The organism is Muriicola jejuensis, assembly GCF_010671595.1.
Taxonomy (GTDB): Bacteria; Bacteroidota; Bacteroidia; order Flavobacteriales; family Flavobacteriaceae; genus Muriicola; species Muriicola jejuensis.
This window is the reverse complement of record NZ_JAABOP010000001.1, coordinates 481,123-498,262: the sequence shown is the minus strand read 5'-3', so window position 1 is coordinate 498,262 and position 17,140 is coordinate 481,123. Positions and strand designations below refer to the sequence as shown.

15 protein-coding genes and 1 tRNA gene are annotated in these 17,140 nt (G+C 48.5%); 9 read left to right on the top strand and 7 right to left on the bottom strand.

The window, feature by feature from the left end; translation table 11 throughout:
* From ftsA to GWK09_RS02255, 7 genes are all read left to right on the top strand, one after another.
* A complete protein-coding gene (gene ftsA / locus GWK09_RS02285; protein WP_163691390.1) occupies window positions 1-1,323 on the top strand; it encodes a cell division protein FtsA in 1,323 nt (440 codons plus the stop codon).
* Between the two features lie 36 nt (window positions 1,324-1,359).
* Complete coding sequence (gene ftsZ / locus GWK09_RS02280) at window positions 1,360-3,285, top strand: cell division protein FtsZ (protein ID WP_163691389.1); 1,926 nt, start codon at window positions 1,360-1,362, stop codon at window positions 3,283-3,285.
* Window positions 3,286-3,385: 100 nt separating this feature from the next.
* Window positions 3,386-3,835 carry a GatB/YqeY domain-containing protein gene (locus GWK09_RS02275; RefSeq protein ID WP_163691388.1) on the top strand — a complete coding sequence of 150 codons (450 nt, stop codon included), beginning with the start codon at window positions 3,386-3,388 and terminating at the stop codon, window positions 3,833-3,835.
* Window positions 3,836-3,899: 64 nt separating this feature from the next.
* A tRNA-Arg gene (locus GWK09_RS02270) sits at window positions 3,900-3,973 on the top strand.
* Window positions 3,974-4,479: 506 nt separating this feature from the next.
* A complete protein-coding gene (locus GWK09_RS02265; RefSeq protein ID WP_163691387.1) occupies window positions 4,480-4,779 on the top strand; it encodes a hypothetical protein in 300 nt (99 codons plus the stop codon).
* An 84-nt stretch (window positions 4,780-4,863) separates the two neighbouring features.
* A complete protein-coding gene (locus GWK09_RS02260) occupies window positions 4,864-7,266 on the top strand; it encodes a TonB-dependent receptor (RefSeq protein ID WP_163691386.1) in 2,403 nt (800 codons plus the stop codon).
* A 20-nt stretch (window positions 7,267-7,286) separates the two neighbouring features.
* Window positions 7,287-7,841, top strand: a complete 555-nt coding sequence (locus tag GWK09_RS02255; protein WP_163691385.1) for a type 1 periplasmic binding fold superfamily protein — start codon at window positions 7,287-7,289, stop codon at window positions 7,839-7,841.
* 176 nt (window positions 7,842-8,017) lie between these two features.
* On the opposite strand, the gene GWK09_RS02250 is transcribed toward GWK09_RS02255, so the two are convergent.
* On the bottom strand, window positions 8,018-9,001 hold the full coding sequence (locus GWK09_RS02250; protein WP_163691384.1) for a YpdA family putative bacillithiol disulfide reductase: 984 nt from the start codon (window positions 8,999-9,001) through the stop codon (window positions 8,018-8,020).
* Between the two features lie 157 nt (window positions 9,002-9,158).
* Here GWK09_RS02250 and GWK09_RS02245 point away from each other — a divergent pair, with 157 nt between their 5' ends.
* Window positions 9,159-9,584 (top strand): CBS domain-containing protein, encoded by a 426-nt coding sequence (locus GWK09_RS02245; protein WP_163691383.1) that lies wholly within the window; start codon window positions 9,159-9,161, stop codon window positions 9,582-9,584.
* Here GWK09_RS02245 and rpe read toward each other — a convergent pair.
* The 5 genes from rpe to rpsO form a co-directional block, all read right to left on the bottom strand.
* Window positions 9,581-10,243, bottom strand: a complete 663-nt coding sequence (rpe, locus tag GWK09_RS02240) for a ribulose-phosphate 3-epimerase (RefSeq protein ID WP_163691382.1) — start codon at window positions 10,241-10,243, stop codon at window positions 9,581-9,583. The two genes, GWK09_RS02245 and rpe, sit on opposite strands and share 4 nt — an antisense overlap.
* 62 nt (window positions 10,244-10,305) lie before the next feature.
* The gene (locus GWK09_RS02235; RefSeq protein WP_163691381.1) at window positions 10,306-11,304 is read right to left on the bottom strand and encodes a tetratricopeptide repeat protein; all 999 of its coding nucleotides are present in this window, start codon (window positions 11,302-11,304) and stop codon (window positions 10,306-10,308) included.
* 180 nt (window positions 11,305-11,484) lie between these two features.
* Window positions 11,485-12,348 carry a sigma-70 family RNA polymerase sigma factor gene (locus GWK09_RS02230; RefSeq protein ID WP_163691380.1) on the bottom strand — a complete coding sequence of 288 codons (864 nt, stop codon included), beginning with the start codon at window positions 12,346-12,348 and terminating at the stop codon, window positions 11,485-11,487.
* 166 nt (window positions 12,349-12,514) lie between these two features.
* Window positions 12,515-14,746, bottom strand: a complete 2,232-nt coding sequence (locus GWK09_RS02225) for a polyribonucleotide nucleotidyltransferase (RefSeq protein WP_163691379.1) — start codon at window positions 14,744-14,746, stop codon at window positions 12,515-12,517.
* A gap of 181 nt (window positions 14,747-14,927) precedes the next feature.
* Window positions 14,928-15,197: a 30S ribosomal protein S15 gene (gene rpsO, locus GWK09_RS02220; protein WP_163691378.1), complete on the bottom strand. Its 270-nt coding sequence runs from the start codon at window positions 15,195-15,197 to the stop codon at window positions 14,928-14,930.
* A gap of 166 nt (window positions 15,198-15,363) precedes the next feature.
* Here rpsO and GWK09_RS02215 point away from each other — a divergent pair, with 166 nt between their 5' ends.
* Window positions 15,364-16,227, top strand: a complete 864-nt coding sequence (locus GWK09_RS02215; RefSeq protein WP_163691377.1) for a hypothetical protein — start codon at window positions 15,364-15,366, stop codon at window positions 16,225-16,227.
* Window positions 16,228-16,267: 40 nt separating this feature from the next.
* Here GWK09_RS02215 and accD read toward each other — a convergent pair whose 3' ends face one another.
* Window positions 16,268-17,128: an acetyl-CoA carboxylase, carboxyltransferase subunit beta gene (gene accD / locus GWK09_RS02210; protein WP_163691376.1), complete on the bottom strand. Its 861-nt coding sequence runs from the start codon at window positions 17,126-17,128 to the stop codon at window positions 16,268-16,270.
* Window positions 17,129-17,140: the final 12 nt, after the last annotated feature.

Genomic DNA, 17,140 nt, shown 5'->3' with positions numbered 1-17,140 from the left:
ATGGATCAGGTAAATTACTCAGTGGGTCTCGATATAGGAACCACTAAGATCGTGGCGATTATCGGTAAGGAAAATGAATACGGCAAGATCGAAGTATTGGGTATCGGCCGGTCTAAAAGTCTGGGGGTACACCGTGGTGTGGTGAACAATATCACCCAGACCATAAAATCCATTCAGCAGGCAGTAGAGCAGGCAGAAGCCAATTCGGGCTTGAAGATAGGGTCAGTAGTCGTAGGGATCGCCGGGCAGCATATCCGGAGCCTGCAACACAGTGATTACATCACCCGGGCCAATTCCGAGGAAGTGATCAATGAAGACGATCTGGAGAAATTGTGCAATCAGGTTTACAAGCTGGTAATGTTACCCGGAGAAGAGATCATCCACGTGCTGCCTCAGGAATACAAGGTAGACGGACAGGCTGAGATTAAGCAGCCCATCGGCATGTATGGCGGACGTCTCGAGGCCAACTTCCACGTGGTCGTAGGGCAGGTATCCTCGATCAAGAACATAGGAAGGTGCATAAAAAGTGCCGGTCTGGATCTGTACAATATTACGCTGGAACCCCTTGCTTCTTCCGAGGCTGTGCTGAGTCAGGAAGAGAAGGAAGCCGGGGTGGCCCTGATCGATATCGGGGGAGGTACCACAGACCTGGCAATCTTCAAGGACGGCATCATCAGGCATACGGCCGTAATCCCTTTTGGAGGGAATGTGATCACTGAAGACATCAAGGAAGGATGCTCCATCATTGAAAAACAGGCAGAACTCCTTAAGATCAAATTCGGCTCGGCCTGGCCAGGAGAGAACAAGGACAACGAGATCGTTTCCATTCCCGGGCTAAGGGGCAGGGAGCCAAAGGAAATCACACTGAAGAATCTGTCCAAGATCATTCACGCCAGGGTGGTCGAGATCATAGAGCAGGTATATGTGGAGATCAAGAATTACGGACACGAAGAACAGAAGAAGAAATTGATCGCCGGTATCGTCCTGACGGGAGGTGGAAGCCAATTAAAACACCTCAAGCAACTGGTCGAATACATCACGGGAATGGATACCAGGATTGGCTATCCCAATGAACATCTGGCCGGAGATTCCGATGCAGAGATCGCGAGTCCGCTTTACGCAACGGCCGTTGGATTGTTGATGAATGCCGTAGAGAACAAGGACAAGCGTAGGTTAAAGACCCTGGAGGCAGAAAAGGAACGGGAGATGGTCATGCAGGGCCATGAGGAAACGGTTACAGCCACGGCCAAGAAAAGAGAGCGTAAATCAGTCTTTGACAGGTGGTCAGAAAAACTAAAGGATTTTCTGGACAACGCAGAATGAAGAAAAGCAAAACAATAAACCCCTAATAAGAGCAACATGAGCAAGAACACCGAATTTGAAAATATTTCCTTTGACCTCCCCAAGAATCAAAGCAATGTCATTAAAGTGATCGGCGTCGGTGGTGGAGGAAGCAATGCGATAAATTACATGTTCCAGGCTGGGATCAATGGCGTGGACTTCGTGATCTGCAACACGGATTCTCAGGCCTTACAGAACAGCCCGGTACCGAATAAGATACAGTTAGGAGTTTCCCTGACGGAGGGACTTGGGGCAGGGGCCAATCCTGAAGTGGGGGAGCAGGCCGCTGTGGAAAGTATGGAGGACATCAAGCGTATGCTCGATATCACCACAAAGATGATCTTTATCACAGCCGGAATGGGAGGAGGTACCGGCACAGGAGCGGCTCCTATCATTGCGAAACAGGCGAAGGCCATGGACATCCTTACGGTGGGGATCGTCACCATGCCTTTCCAGTTCGAGGGGAAGATGAGGTGCCATCAGGCCCAAAAAGGGATAGAGAGACTCAGGGAGCACGTGGATTCCCTCATCATCATCAACAATAACAAACTTCGCGAAGTGTACGGGAACCTTGGCTTCAAGGCTGGTTTCTCCAAGGCAGATGAGGTTTTGGCCACTGCGGCCAGGGGCATTGCAGAGGTGATCACCCATCACTACACCCAGAATATAGATTTAAGGGATGCCAAGACTGTGCTATCAAACAGCGGGACCGCGATTATGGGATCTGCCATGGCTTCAGGCTCTGCCCGGGCCACAGAAGCGATCATGAAGGCTCTGGACTCCCCCTTACTGAACGACAACAAGATCACCGGAGCCAAAAACGTATTGTTGCTCATCGTTTCTGGTACCAAGGAGATCACCATTGATGAAATAGGGGAGATCAATGACCATATCCAGGCCGAAGCAGGCCACGGTGCCAATATTATTATGGGGGTAGGAGAGGATGAGGAACTCGGTGATGCCATTGCCGTGACCGTGATCGCCACCGGCTTTAATGTAGACCAGCAGGATGAGATCGTCAACACGGAGTCTAAAAAGATCATACACACTCTGGAAGACGACCAGAAGGCAGAACAGAATCTCTCTGACAATCCCGTGGAAATAAAGGAACTAAAGCTTGAGGTCGAAGAAGCAGAACCCATCGTCAAACACGTCCTTGAGGTGGAAGATGAAATGGACCTGGTTCCCACGACGAATTTCATACGCAACTTTCATGTGTTCTACGACGAAGTGGTAGCCGAGGATATCGATGAAGACAGTTTTGTGATCATCGACTCTAAGCATGCCCTTTTCGATATGGAAGTAGTGGATCCGGTTACCGTGACTCCCAAGGAGCAAAAGAAGGAACAGATAACCATGAGCTTCGACCTCCCTTTGTACGAAGAGAATTCTGAAGAGGAAGAAAAAGAGCACGTGATCACCTTCACCCTGGATGAAGAGATCAGCGATATGGATGTGAACGAGCATATTGAGGTCATCCCGGTCCTGGAATACAACAAGGAAGGGGAAAAGCGATATAGCCTGGATGATTATATGGAATTGGAATCCAAGCTTACGGGAGCCCGCTCCAAGGCGGAGGATTTCGATCCCAAGATCGTGGAGGACGAACTCGTCTTTGAGCACAAGACCGTCAGTGCCTTTGAACAGTCGAACAGGGAAGAGCAAAAAGGAGAGATCGATCCAATGAACTCTCCCATCGAAGAACTTCTGAAAGCCAGGGCGGACGAGCGAAGGAGAAAACTCAAGGATTTCAATTACAAATTCCAGAACAGCCTCAACCACATTGAGGAAATAGAGAAGGAACCTGCCTACAAACGCCAGGGCGTCAATCTAAGTGATAGCCCAAAGGAAGGAAAGGTATCGCGCACCACCCTGGGGGAGGATAGCAATGACGAGATTCAATTGCGTTCCAACAATTCATTTTTACACGATAACGTAGATTAGTTAGTTTTTTGTTCGGTTACTTTAACCTAGCCAAAACCCGAAAGCATGCCAGTCCTTTCGGGTTTATTTTTTTAACTTCGCAGGACTAAAAACTGAGGTTATGAGCTTACAGGAAAAGGTTATGCAGGAAATGAAGGCAGCCATGAAAGCTAAGGATTCCGTAGCCCTGGAATCCCTTCGGGCCATCAAATCGGCCATACTGCTTGCTCAGACAGAGAAAGGAGTAGGCAATGGATTGTCAGAGGAAGAAGAGATCAAAATGGTTCAAAGGCTCGTGAAACAACGCAAAGACAGCGCGGCAATTTACACAGAGCAGGGGAGAGAGGACCTCGCCTCAACCGAGTTATCACAGGTGGCGATCATTGAAAAGTTTTTGCCCGAACAATTGGATGAAGCCACTATCGAAAAGATGGTCAGCGAGACCATTCAGGAACTGGGGGCCGATGGGATGAAGGATATGGGCAAGGTGATGGGTGTGGTCTCCAAAAAGCTGGCAGGACAGGCCGATGGTAAGACTATTTCGAACATCGTGCGTAAACAACTGACCTAGTTTTGTTCGTTCGGAAATAAACTTTTTGTGTACCTTTGCGCTCGCTGGAAACACAGCGCATCACGGCCGCGTAGTTCAACTGGATAGAATATCAGATTTCGGCTCTGAGGGTTGGGGGTTCGAATCCTCCCGCGGTCACACATAAATGGTCCAATAAGAAAAAACGCCAAGCTTGCTTGAGCGTTTTTTTGTTTGGACCATTTTCAACGCGGAGCGTTGAGGATCACCGAAGCGTGAGCGAAGGTAATCCTGCGGAGCGTTGAGTATCACCGATCCCGATAGTCCCGATAGTTATCGGGAGGAGGCAATCCTTTATTTTCAAAACACGTGCCCACTCTTGGAGGGGAGCGTTGAGGATCACCGATACGATGGTCACATGGAGGATATGATTCATTGTTTCGAATGTTCATGCCTGGTTCAAAAGGGATGTACGGGTGCTTTTCCGGGGCGTACGCCTCCTCCCCGAGTATCAATTTCGTGTTTTACCCTGAAAGTACCATGCGTGTTCATCTAGAGGCTTCTTCATATGAAGCTGAATATCAGCAAATAATTACATCACCTGAATAAGATATAGAGAGTTCGAGAATTGAAAATTAGCACTTCATTAACAGATAAAAGAGATTCATTATCTATTTTTGGAACCGATGCGACATAAAAGATTTACATCTGTTATCGCTATTCTTTTGCTCGGTGTTTTCCTCGGAATCAAAGCCCTGGATTATCACCCCCTCACACATTCACAGGACGAACCCGTTAAATGTGAGCTTTGTACCCTTTCCCTTCTGCATGAGAGCACTTCCTTTGACAGGGTAGTGAGTGTAACTTACACTCCTGTCTTCTGGGACAAACGCATGGAATCGATGGGACCGGTTGCTATTATCCTCTTCGAGGATGACCCAGTTTTCCCCTCTCTTTTTGGCAGACCCCCGCCTTTTCTGGGTTAGTCCCAGGAGTCATCCCAGAATATTTCAGGGTTCTCAACTTCTTCAGAAGTTATGAATCCATCCCTAAACCTTCATCTTATTTACATGTATCTCAGATACTTCTTAACGGTTTGCGCAATTCTCACAGTAACCTTTGGCTGGAGTCAGGATTGCAATTATACCCTGAGTGGCAAAGTCCTGGATTTCCACGATAAAAAACCCCTTGCCGGTGCCACCCTTTATATAGCGAGGCTCGACTCCTACGCTTATACCGATCTGAATGGCACCTATTCCTTTAAGAACCTCTGTGTCGGCACTTATGAAGTGGAGGTTATGCATCCGGAGTGCCGCACCTTGATTTTCCCTGTTGAAATCAAGGGAAGGACGAAGGAGGATTTTCTGCTGGAGCACCACCTGGAAGAATTGGATGAAGTCCGTGTAATTGGCAGTATCTACGCAGATAAAACGAATTCGGGACTTGAAAGCAGACTGTCTGAAAAGGCCCTTTTGCAGAACAGTGGTACCAGCCTGGGGGATGCTATTAAGGGGTTAAGTGGAATCTCCAGCCTAAATACCGGAGCGACCATTGTGAAACCTGCCATCCATGGGTTAAACGGAAGTCGGGTCCTGGTTCTCAATGATGGGGTCCGGATGCAGGATATGGAGTGGGGGGATGAGCATGCTCCTAATGTGGATATCAATGCGGCCGGCTCCATTACGGTCATCAAAGGGGCTTCAGCCCTGCAGTATGGAGGAGATGCTATTGGCGGGGTGATCTTAATGGAGCAAGCTTTCTTGCCTGGAACGGATACCCTCTATGGAAAGACCGTTCTCAACGGTTTTTCGAATGGCCGAGGAGGCAGTATCTCAACAGACCTTACCAAGGTATTCAGAAACGATGGTTTTATCCGATTACAGGGTTCATTCAAACGTCTGGGTGATCAGGAGTCGCCCGATTATATCCTCTCCAACACAGGTGTCTCCGAAAAAGCTACTACTCTTGAGTTCGGAAAAAGGACCTTGAACTGGGGGATACAGGGAAAGTATTCATTCTACGACGCTGAAATCGCCATCTTAAGGGCTTCCCATATCGGCAATATTGACGACCTGATCCGAAGCATCAACAGCGGAGAGCCGGAGATTATCAGGCCCTTTACTTATGATCTGCAAAACCCCCGTCAGCAAGTGACACACCACCTGGGTAAGATCTCAGCCTATAAAAGGTTCAAAGGACTTGGCAAATGGAGCGCCCAATACGATTTTCAGCAGAACCGGAGGAAGGAGTACGATGTGCGAAGGGGAGAGCTCAATGATCAGGCTTCCCTAGACCTGGAACTCACCACCCATTCTTTCAGCACTGATTTTAAATGGGATGCAGCAGAGAAACTCGATTGGACTACCGGACTTATGGGCAGGTATCAGGAGAATTTCCCAAATCCCGCAACCGGCGTAAGACGGTTGATCCCTGATTACGAGCGGTTGGAACTCGGGGCGTTTGTAACGGGAGAGTATGCATTCACTCCCCAATGGAAACTCGATGCCGGTCTCAGATATGATTTCTCCAGGATAGACGCGCTAAAATACTATCAGACCTCGCGATGGGAGGAAAGGGGGTACGACAATGAGTTCTCCGGGATCGTTCTGGAAGATCTGGGCTCCCAATTGCTGACCAATCCTGTATTTACCTTTAAGAATTTTTCCGGCACCACGGGTGTCAATTATTCTAGCAATAATACGACCTTCCTCAGGTTTAATTATTCCCTGGCACAACGTGCTCCCAACCCTTCTGAACTTTTCAGCGATGGCCTCCACCATTCGGCTGCCCGTATAGAGTTGGGAGATCTGAGGATCAAAAGCGAAACCTCCCACAAGATATCCGCCTCCTTTGAAAGGCGTTTACAGAATTGGGGTTTTACCCTGGAGCCCTATGCCAATTTTCTGACGAATTTTATCCTGCTGGAACCAACCGGTTTAGAATTTACGATTCGGGGTGCTTTTCCGGTCTGGAGCTACCGGCAAACAGATGCCCGTTTGCTCGGGATAGACGCCTCCGCTTATGCCAACTGGCACCGAAACTGGCGGACAGAACACCAGGTTTCCCTGGTGAAGGGAAAGGACCTGTCACAAGATCTGGCATTGATCAATATGCCTCCAGTCAACTTCAGGAACAAGCTTGATTTCCTGCAAAAAGAGTGGCACGACTTCGAGATATCTCTGATCAGCGACCTCGTGCTGAGGCAAAATGAGGTGCCACCGAATATAGTGGTATTCTCTCCTGAACAACAGGAAGATGTGGTACTGGAGATCAATACGCCCCCTCCGGCCTACCACCTCCTCGGTTTGAGTTCCTCGGCCGATTTTTCCCTGGGAACTTCAAGCCGACTGACCACTTCTCTCACCGTCAGCAACCTGCTCAACAGTTCCTTCAGGGATTACCTGAACCGGCAGCGGTTCTTTGCCGACGGACTGGGGAGAAACATACAACTGCAATTCATAATCCATTATTAATTTAATTCAACTTGAAAATCATGAAAAATATCAAATCACTTCTTTATTTGTCTATTGGATTTCTCACAATTACCTCCTGCTCCGATGACGACCCCGCTCCGGAACCGATCAATGAAGAGGAGATCATAACCACTTTTACGGCCACCCTGGTCCCTCAGGGAGGTGGAACGACCATCACTCTTCAGACAAGGGATCTCGATGGTGACGGACCTAACCCGCCTGTGGTCACTGTTTCCGATGATTTGATGCCAAATTCCATTTACGACGGTACGATCGTTCTCCTAAACGAAACAGAGACACCGGCAGAGAACATTACGGACGAAGTCGAAGCAGAGGATGAGGAACACCAGTTCTTTTATACTGTGGGAGGCGGACTCAATGCAAATGTGGAGTACGCAAATTTTGATGGTAACGGAAATCCCCTGGGAACTGCTTTCACCCTTACCACCACCGCATCGAGCAGCGGGACCCTGGCCTTTACCCTGAGGCACGAGCCCACAAAGCCCAATTCCGGACTTGCGGATGCAGGAGGGGAGACAGACCTTGCGGTGACCTTCAGCGTCACCATCCAATAATTTCGGAATAAGAGGATAGTTTCACTCCTGAGAACTAGATAAAGGGATCCCTCCGAGTGTATCCGGTCTGTTTTTTAGCCTGGACATTGTGGAGGGATCTCTTTTAGAAATATCTCTTCCTGCCTGTAGGTTTTCTTGCAGAGCAGATTCTTATTAAAACAGGAAAAAAGTCTTTATTAGACGGCTGGAACAGATCGCTCGTTAACGATATGCTCCACGATTACCTTGGCGTGTATACGGGAGTTTTCGATAAACCATTTGTGGGTTTCCATGCCGCCGCAGATCACCCCGGCCAGGTACAAGCCGGGTACATTCGTCTCCATCGTATCCGGGTCGTATTCCGGTAGTTTTTTCTCGTCATCGGATAAATGTATCCCCATGGACTGCAGGAATTCAAAATTGGGCATGTATCCGGTCAGTGCCAGCACAAAATCGTTCTCGATCCGCTTTTTGCCCTCAGGCGTATTCAGTACGATCTCCTTTGGAAGGATCTCCGAAACTTCGGTGTTGAAATAAGCCTTAATACTGCCTTCCTCAATTCGGTTGATGATATCGGGCCTGACCCAGTATTTAACCCGTTGTCCAACTTCAGGACCTCGTATGATCATGGTGACTTCAGCCCCTTTCCTCCAGCATTCCAGGGCGGCATCAACCGCCGAATTACTGGCCCCTACCACAGCAAGTTTCTGACTGGCGTAAAAATGAGGGTCCTTGTAATAATGCGATACTTTATCGAGTTCCTCTCCGGACACTTTCAGGGTATTGGGCAGATCGTAAAACCCTGTGGAAATGATCACATTACTCGCCTCGTAAGAGGCTTTTTCAGATTCGATCCTGAAGAACTCAGAATCCTTTTTGACGGTATTGACCTTTTCAAAAAGATGAATATTCAGCTTGTTTGAGGTGACGATCCTGCGGTAGTATTCGAGGGCCTCATTCCTCTTCGGTTTGGCCTCCTTACTGATAAACGGGATCTCATCGATTTCCAGCTTTTCAGAAGAGGAAAAGAACTGCATATTCACCGGATAGTTGAAAAGAGAGTTGACGATGGGACCCTTTTCAAGGATCAGGTAGGTCAGTTTTCTCTTTTGTGCTTCCAGACCGCACGCGATCCCGATCGGACCTCCCCCCACAATGATAACATCAAATACCTTCTTCATTCTTTGGTTCCTTTTCCGATTAGACGTTCCATACCTGCAAAATTAACAAAGATCCTCCAGAAACCCGGGAGGAATTCGGGATACAAACCTGACAATTATCATGATTTATTGGTGTTTAGAATCGGATATTTAGGATATCAAAATAAAAGACAACGCCATGACGATCTCCATAGATATACCCATCTCCACCATCATGACCAAGCATATTATCTCCGTGGATGTCAAAGACGGCCTCGACAGGGCAGAGCACCTGTTCAAAAAATACAATATACGGCATATGCCTGTAACCAAGGGAGGGAAGATCGTCGGTATGCTCAGTATGAATGACCTGTTAAGGCTTAGTTTTGCAGATGGGGCATTCGTGGAAGAAGGAAATATCAAGTCTGAAATCTATGAGATGTTCTCTATCAGTCAGCTTATGGTACGCACCCCGGAAACGATCAGTTCCACCAATACCGTTAGGGATGCCACAGAACTGCTGGTAAAGCGGAAATATCACTCCCTGCCCGTGGTTGATGATGGTGAGGTAGTGGGAATGGTGACCACCACCGACCTTTTGAAATACTATCTCTCTATGTTCTAGGAGACCTTCACGGATGCCATCTCAGCAATAATCGCTTTGGGATCCTTAGCCTTAAAGACCGAACTGCCGGCCACGAGGACATCGGCACCGGCATCTATCAGTTTGGAGGCATTATCAGGTCCCACTCCTCCGTCTACTTCGATCAGGGCAGAAGATTCCTGATCCTTCAACATCTTTTTGAGTGTCCGAATTTTATCATAGGTGGCGGGTATAAAGGATTGGCCTCCAAAACCGGGGTTGACACTCATCACCAGGACCAGGTCTAGGTCTTTTAAAATAAATTTCAGAAGGGAAACATCCGTGTGAGGATTGAGGGCCACACCTGCCTTCATCCCCGCTGCCCTGATTGCCTGTACCGTTCGGTGGAGGTGTTGGCAGGCCTCGTAATGAACTGTAAGTAGATAGACCCCAAGGTCTGCAAAGGTCTGGATGTATCGGTCCGGGTCAATGATCATAAGATGAGCATCCAGCGGTTTGGACGCGTGTTTTGCAATGGCTTTGACCACGGGCATCCCGTAAGAGATATTGGGGACAAATACCCCGTCCATAATGTCGAGGTGGTGCCAGGCCGCATCACTTTCATTGACCATTTCCACATCCCTCTGAAGGTTGCCGAAGTCTGCCGCCAGGAGTGAGGGGGCTATTTTTACTTGATTCATTATTCAGCTGTATTTCACTTTATAAAAGTAATCAAATGAAAAGTTTATTTGGCAACCCCCAGTTATTTAGTGGCAGTCTGGGCGGAAGAATTAAGGCGGATAAGATCGCTTTCAGCGGCAATATAACCAAAAGAAGTCCAGTTTTCACCTTCTACCATTTCGTTCAGTAGTTCATATCCTTTATCAACTTTACCTTCCATCAGATACCAGTTGGCCAGTCCGTAGGATATGGCATCCGAAGCTGCCGAGGAGCCCTCATCAGGGAGTAAGGTTTTTTCTGGGATCGATCCTTTATAAAACAGGCAAAGGTTATGGTAGCTGTGGTTCTCAATGATCTCAAGTTCCCGAGTAATGGGGAGCAGGAGACTATCTGCCGCCACATGGTTTCCCTGTCGCCTTTGAATCATATAGAGCCAATGCGTGCTCGACACCAGGTTGTCATGGTTGGAACTGCTCCTGAGGCAGTTTAGATAAGCAGTGTAGGCCTCCTCGTAATTGCCTTTCAGGTAGTGGGCCAACCCCAGGTGGTACCAGATATTTCCGTGGAGAGTACTTACCGGAATATTCATCGCATTCGGGATCCCGTCGGGTTCTGTCTCATTGGTCGTACCCTCTATGAGTTCTGAGGCTTTTTCAAGGTCGGCAATAGCTTTGTCGAATTCCCGTATCGAGATATAGCGGTGTCCGCGGTGTCTGTAGAGTCGCGCTTCATCCGGGAATCTCCTAAGTCCATTTGTATAGATCTCGATGGCGTCCTCGTAATTCCCCAAATAGGCCATTCTGCGACCGTACCAAATGAGGAGATCTACGTCTGTACTGTCCTTTTCGTGAGCTTTCCTGGCATCCAGGTATTGCTGTAAGGGTTTGCCACTGGCCGATTCCCTGCTGATAACTTTCCCCAGGGGAGTTTTGAAGGGTGGGGGAGTCGCGGGCAATTCCGGTCCTGTATCCTGGCAGGAGAAGGACAGCAACATGAATAGTAAGCCCGGGATTGTGATTCCCACCTTCATGGTGAACTGGGAGATGCTTCTGGTCTCCACGATTGCCGAATGCTTTGCCATGTTGATCTTTTTTGGGTGATAAGAACCTTCTTTAAATGAAAAACTCCGGTAATCAGCCGGAGTTTATTCATCAATCAAAAAACGAACAGTCATGATACACTGTTGTTATCGTTAAAATTACGCTAAAATCTCCAGTTATCCAATTCCGGGATCGGTCTTTCAGCGAATTTTATCTATGGTTTACCCCAGGTATGTCTTCAGGATCTTGCTTCTGGAAGTGTGTTTCAGCCTTCTGATCGCTTTTTCCTTGATCTGTCTCACACGCTCCCGGGTAAGGTCAAAGGTCTCGCCGATTTCCTCCAGGGTCATGGAATGCTGCCCGGCTAGTCCGAAATAGAGGCGGATCACATCTGCCTCCCTGGGTGTGAGGGTCTCGAGGGCCCTTTCGATCTCAGTTCTCAGGGATTCGTGCAGGAGATCCTTGTCTGGATTTGGAGATTCACCGCTGCGAAGAACGTCGTAGAGGTTGGAATCCTCACCATCTATCAAAGGTGCATCCATAGATACGTGTCTCCCTGAGTTTTTTAGGGATTGCTTAACATCCTCTACGGTCATATCGAGTTCCTTGGCGATCTCTTCGGCAGAAGGCACCCTTTCGTGGGCCTGCTCAAGAAAAGCGAAGGTTTTGTTGATCTTGTTGATGGAGCCGATCTTGTTCAGTGGCAAACGCACGATCCTTGACTGCTCTGCCAGGGCTTGCAGGATGGATTGTCTGATCCACCACACTGCGTAGGAAATGAATTTAAAACCCCTGGTTTCGTCAAAGCGTTGAGCGGCTTTGATCAGGCCGAGGTTTCCTTCGTTGATCAGATCGGGAAGGGTAAGACCCTGGTTCTGATACTGTTTGGCTACGGAAACCACGAATCTCAGGTTGGCCTTGGTTAACTTCTCGAGGGCCGACTGGTCTCCTGCTTTAATCCGTTGTGCCAGTTCTACCTCTTCGTCAGCCGTGATCAGGTCTACCTTGCCAATTTCCTGGAGGTATTTGTCCAGTGACGCCGTCTCCCGGTTGGTCACCTGTTTTGTAATCTTTAACTGTCTCATCTAATAGGTTCCTTTCAATTTAGGTTATAGTGCATGGACTGCATCTATTTATACGTATAAAACAGAGGAATGTTACAAGTGGGTTAGGAAAATTTTATTAAAATGTTAAAAAAAACAAAAAACCCCGGCATTTCGTCGGGGTTTTGCTGTTTATCGGAGGATTGTATCAATCCCTCCTATCTCTTGGAGGCCTTCTCTGACCCCCTCGATCATTGCGATCTCTGCGGTCATTCCTGTCATTCCTGTCATTTCTCGGAGGTCTCTCCTTATACCCTTCCGGTTTTGGCAACAGGGCCTTCCTGGAAACCTTGTCCTTCTTGGTCCTGGGGTCGATCCCGATGTACTTCACGTCAAAGACGTCTCCCATGTTCACCACATCGGTTACCTTATCTGTGCGCTCCCACGCCAGTTCGGATACGTGCAGCAATACTTCGTTGCCGGGTGCTTCCTGGTATTCTACAACGGCCCCGAAATCGAGGATCTTAATGACCCTGACCTCGTAGACATTGCCTACCTCAGGCTTAAAGGTGATGGAATCGATTTTGGCGAGAACAGCATCTATACCTGCCTGATCTGTACCTAAAATTTCCACGATTCCTTCTTCCGTTACCGGATCTTCATTGATGACGATCGTGGTCTTGGTCGCTTTCTGCAGTTCCTGTATCACTTTTCCACCCGGACCAATAAGGGCCCCGATGTATTCTCCAGGGATGGTGGTGGTGACCATTTTCGGCGCGTGAGGTTTCACATCAGGTCTTGGTTCGGCGATCGCATCAACAAGGGTCTTCAGGATGTGTAACCTGCCTTCCCTGGCCTGTTTCAGCGCTTTTACCAGGATCTCATAAGAAAGTCCCTTGACCTTGATGTCCATCTGGCAGGCGGTAATCCCATCTGCGGTCCCGGTCACTTTAAAGTCCATATCACCCAGGTGATCCTCATCCCCAAGAATATCAGAGAGGACGGCATACTTGCCTGTCTCAGTATCTGTGATCAGTCCCATGGCGATCCCGGATACGGGTTTTTTCAACTGTACCCCGGCATCCATCAGAGCCATGGTTCCGGAACATACGGTCGCCATGGAAGAGGATCCATTACTCTCGAGTACTTCGGAAACAACACGAACGGTATAAGGGCAATCTGCAGGAATCATCCTTTTAAGGGCCCGCTGGGCCAGGTTACCGTGTCCTACTTCCCTCCTCGAGGTACCCCTGATGGGCCTCGCCTCTCCGGTGGAGAAAGGGGGGAAATTGTAGTGCAAATAAAAGGTCTCCTCTCCTTCGTAAGAAGGCATGTCGATCTGGTTAGCCTCCCTGGAGGTACCCAGGGTAACCGTAGCCAGGGCCTGTGTTTCCCCTCTTGTAAAGATGGCAGATCCATGGGTGGAAGGCAGGTAGTCTACCTCGCACCAGATCGGCCTGATCTCGTTAGTCTTTCGCCCGTCGAGCCTCAGTCCTTCATTGAGGGTGAGGTCCCTTACGGCTGCTTTTTCAGCCTTGTAATAGTATTTACCGATCAGGTCTCCTTTTTCCTCGAGTTCTTCCTCGGAAAAAGAGGCCATGATCTCATCCTTTATCTCGGAGAAGGCAGCACTTCTTTCCTGTTTGGCTGAACCTGCCTTGGCCACTGCATAGACCTTGTCGTAGGCCATATCGTGGATCTTTTTTTCAAGGGCCTCATCTTCAGCAGCAGTCTCGTACTCCCTTACTTCTTTCCGGCCAAAGGCTTCGGCCAGTTTCAGCTGTGCAGCGCACTGTACTTTGATGGCCTCATGAGCAAATTTGATAGCCTCGACCATATCCTCCTCAGAGATCTCTCCCATTTCACCTTCCACCATCATGACGGAATCTGCGGAAGCACCGATCACCATGTCGATATCGGACTCTTCGAGTTGTGCCCTTGTCGGGTTGATGATGAACTCACCGTCCACACGGCCCACGCGCACTTCAGAGATCGCACATTCGAATGGGAAGTCTGAAAGCTGAATGGCAGCCGAAGCGGCGAGTCCGGCCATGGCGTCCGGCATCACATTATCGTCATGAGACATCAGCTGGATCATCACCTGAGTCTCATAGTGGTAGTCTTTAGGGAAGAGGGGTCTCAACACCCTGTCTACCAGTCGCATGGTCAGGACCTCCCCATCGCTGGGCCGGGCTTCTCTTTTAAAGAATCCGCCGGGGTAGCGGCCTGAAGCTGCAAATTTTTCTCTGTAATCCACGGTCAGCGGCAGGAAATCGACGTCTGATGCTTTGTAGTTGGATACTACGGTGCAAAGCAACATGCATTTGCCCGATTGAACAACCACGGAACCGTGTGCCTGTTTGGCGAGTTTTCCGGTTTCGATAGAAATGGTCCTACCGTCACCGAGGTCAATGACCTCTTTAAAAGTCTTAGGAATCATAGAAATTAGTTAAACCTGTAACCGATACAGGATTGTTAAACAATGGTCTGCCGCCCTCATGGCCGGCTGTAGTTGTGTTGTTGTGTTGTGACCAATGAAAAACTAAGAGTAAGCTTTTTAAGATTGCCCCTTTCGGGGACTTGGCAATTAAAAAATGGGGAAGTGAGACTTCCCCATTTTCTTATTTTCTGATATTCAGATCTTTGATGAGTTCTCGGTACTTTTCAATGTCCTTCCTTTTCAGGTAGTCGAGCAGACTCCTCCTTTTTCCTACGAGCCTTACCAGTGATCTTTCGGTGTTGAAATCCTTCTGGTTGTTTTTAAGGTGCCCCGTAAGGTGGTTGATCCTGTGGGTAAACAAAGCGATCTGCGCTTCTGTGGAGCCCGTATTGTTTTCGTCTCCTCCGTACTTTTTGAAGATATCCTTCTTTACTTCTGCAGTTAAATACATGCCAATATTGTCTTTAATGATTTTTATGTATTTGATTGATTTTCAATCGAGGTGCAAAGATAGAAATAATTTCTCAATGCGATCCGCCCAGGGAATTTTTTTATCAGGACGTTAAACCTTTCTTAAAGAAATGGGTCCTAGAGGGGTAATCTTTAAAAACTACATTATGAAAAAGAGTCTCAAAACATTGAACTACACAGCCGGAGTGCTCATGGCAACTGCCTTGTTGTTTTCCTGCAACAAAGAAGAATCCTCACCCATAGCTGAGTCAGAGACCTTCGAGGTCGCTGAACTCAAGGTAAGCGATGAATCGGAACTGATCTCAGAAGAGATCATGAGTATAGCAGAGGATGTTTATATGGCGGATGAAGCCCAGGCCACCGCCAAGTTTTCGTATCATTCTGATTTTCTCCCGGACTGTGTGACCATTACAACAGTGGTTACCTCAACTACCAAAGAACGCACCATTGATTTCGGGGAGGGTTGTGAATTGCCCAATGGGAATGTCCTCAGCGGGATCATCTTTTTGAGCTATTCCAAAGACATGGAAATGGCGACCAAAACGCTCAGTCTTTCCCTTGAGAATTTCACCTTTAACGGTGTGGCCATCGAGGGGGCTGCTTCCATCCTGAGGATGCGGGCCAATGAGAATGGCAATCCCCAATCGGATGCGAATGCCAGTTTCTCAGCTACCTGGCCTAACGGGGATACGGCGAGTTTTACCGGGGAGCGGACCAGGGAGTGGATCGAAGGGTACGGCAGCGGCTTCTGGGGAGACAACGTATACCTGATCTCCGGAAAAGGTACCTTTACCGGCCCCATGGGCAACGTTTTCATCAAAGAAACAGTGACGCCCCTGAGAAGGGAACTGGCCTGCCGCTTTATAGTAAGCGGTGTCCTGAACATCTCCAGAAATGATGCCACGGCAAGCCTGGATTTCGGGGATGGCAGTTGTGACGCCAAAGGGTTGCTTACCTATCCCGATGGCACCACTAAAGAGATCTTCCTCCGAAGATTTTTAAATAACTAGAGTGCGACAAAAAAAACAGCCCTGATCTCCAGGGCTGTTTTTATTTTCGAATGGGTTCGTTCTGTATGAGGTCGATGTAGAGATTGACCTTTTGTTTGAGTTCGCTTCTGTGAACGATAAAATCCAGAAAACCGTGTTCCTTTACGAATTCTGCGGTCTGGAAGTCCTTTGGCAGGTCCTTTCCGGTTGCCTCTTTGACCACCCTGGGCCCGGCAAAACCAATCAGCGCCCCGGGTTCCGAGATGTTGATATCCCCAAGCATGGCATACGAAGCCGTTGTCCCACCCGTGGTCGGATCGGTGCAAAGGGAGATGTAGGGAATCTTCGCCTCGGCCAGTTGTGCGAGTTTCGCGGAAGTCTTGGCCAGCTGCATCAGGGAGAGTGCTGCCTCCATCATTCGCGCCCCACCTGATTTAGAGATCATCAGAAAAGGTACCTTCTTTTTGATGGACATGTCTATGGCCCTCGCGATCTTTTCACCTACCACACTTCCCATGGAGCCTCCTATAAAACTGAAATCCATACAGGCCACCACCAGGTCTTTCCCCATGGATTTGCCGATCGCTGTGCGCACGGCATCCTTGAGCCCTGTCTTCTTCTGGGCAGATTTAAGACGATCTACGTATTTTTTTGTATCCTCAAATTTGAGGGGATCCTTGGAACTGAGTTTGGGATCGAGTTCGGTGAACTTATTGTCGTCAAACAGGATTTCGAAATATTCCTTGCTGCCTATCCGCACGTGGTAATCGTCTTCAGGACTTACGTAGAAATTCTTGGCCAATTCCTCGTATTCCACGATCTTACCGGTTGGAGACTTGTACCAAAGGCCCTTGGGGGTATCCTTCTTCTGTTCCGTTGCGGTTTGTATCCCTTTTTCTTTGCGTTTAAACCAAGCCGTCATAGTCAGATCATT

Bases quoted from the DNA above. Each gene is read 5' to 3' on its own strand.
- rpsO (WP_163691378.1), bottom strand. From the start codon at position 15,197: ATGTATTTAACTGCAGAAGTAAAGAAGGATATCTTCAAAAAGTACGGA.
- rpe (WP_163691382.1), bottom strand. From the start codon at position 10,243: ATGAATCAAGTAAAAATAGCCCCCTCACTCCTGGCGGCAGACTTCGGC.
- GWK09_RS02275 (WP_163691388.1), top strand. From the start codon at position 3,386: ATGAGCTTACAGGAAAAGGTTATGCAGGAAATGAAGGCAGCCATGAAA.
- GWK09_RS02245 (WP_163691383.1), top strand. From the start codon at position 9,159: ATGACGATCTCCATAGATATACCCATCTCCACCATCATGACCAAGCAT.
- GWK09_RS02225 (WP_163691379.1), bottom strand. From the start codon at position 14,746: ATGATTCCTAAGACTTTTAAAGAGGTCATTGACCTCGGTGACGGTAGG.
- GWK09_RS02260 (WP_163691386.1), top strand. From the start codon at position 4,864: ATGTATCTCAGATACTTCTTAACGGTTTGCGCAATTCTCACAGTAACC.
- GWK09_RS02230 (WP_163691380.1), bottom strand. From the start codon at position 12,348: ATGAGACAGTTAAAGATTACAAAACAGGTGACCAACCGGGAGACGGCG.
- GWK09_RS02250 (WP_163691384.1), bottom strand. From the start codon at position 9,001: ATGAAGAAGGTATTTGATGTTATCATTGTGGGGGGAGGTCCGATCGGG.
- GWK09_RS02215 (WP_163691377.1), top strand. From the start codon at position 15,364: ATGAAAAAGAGTCTCAAAACATTGAACTACACAGCCGGAGTGCTCATG.
- accD (WP_163691376.1), bottom strand. From the start codon at position 17,128: ATGACGGCTTGGTTTAAACGCAAAGAAAAAGGGATACAAACCGCAACG.
- ftsA (WP_163691390.1), top strand. From the start codon at position 1: ATGGATCAGGTAAATTACTCAGTGGGTCTCGATATAGGAACCACTAAG.
- ftsZ (WP_163691389.1), top strand. From the start codon at position 1,360: ATGAGCAAGAACACCGAATTTGAAAATATTTCCTTTGACCTCCCCAAG.
- GWK09_RS02255 (WP_163691385.1), top strand. From the start codon at position 7,287: ATGAAAAATATCAAATCACTTCTTTATTTGTCTATTGGATTTCTCACA.
- GWK09_RS02265 (WP_163691387.1), top strand. From the start codon at position 4,480: ATGCGACATAAAAGATTTACATCTGTTATCGCTATTCTTTTGCTCGGT.
- GWK09_RS02235 (WP_163691381.1), bottom strand. From the start codon at position 11,304: ATGGCAAAGCATTCGGCAATCGTGGAGACCAGAAGCATCTCCCAGTTC.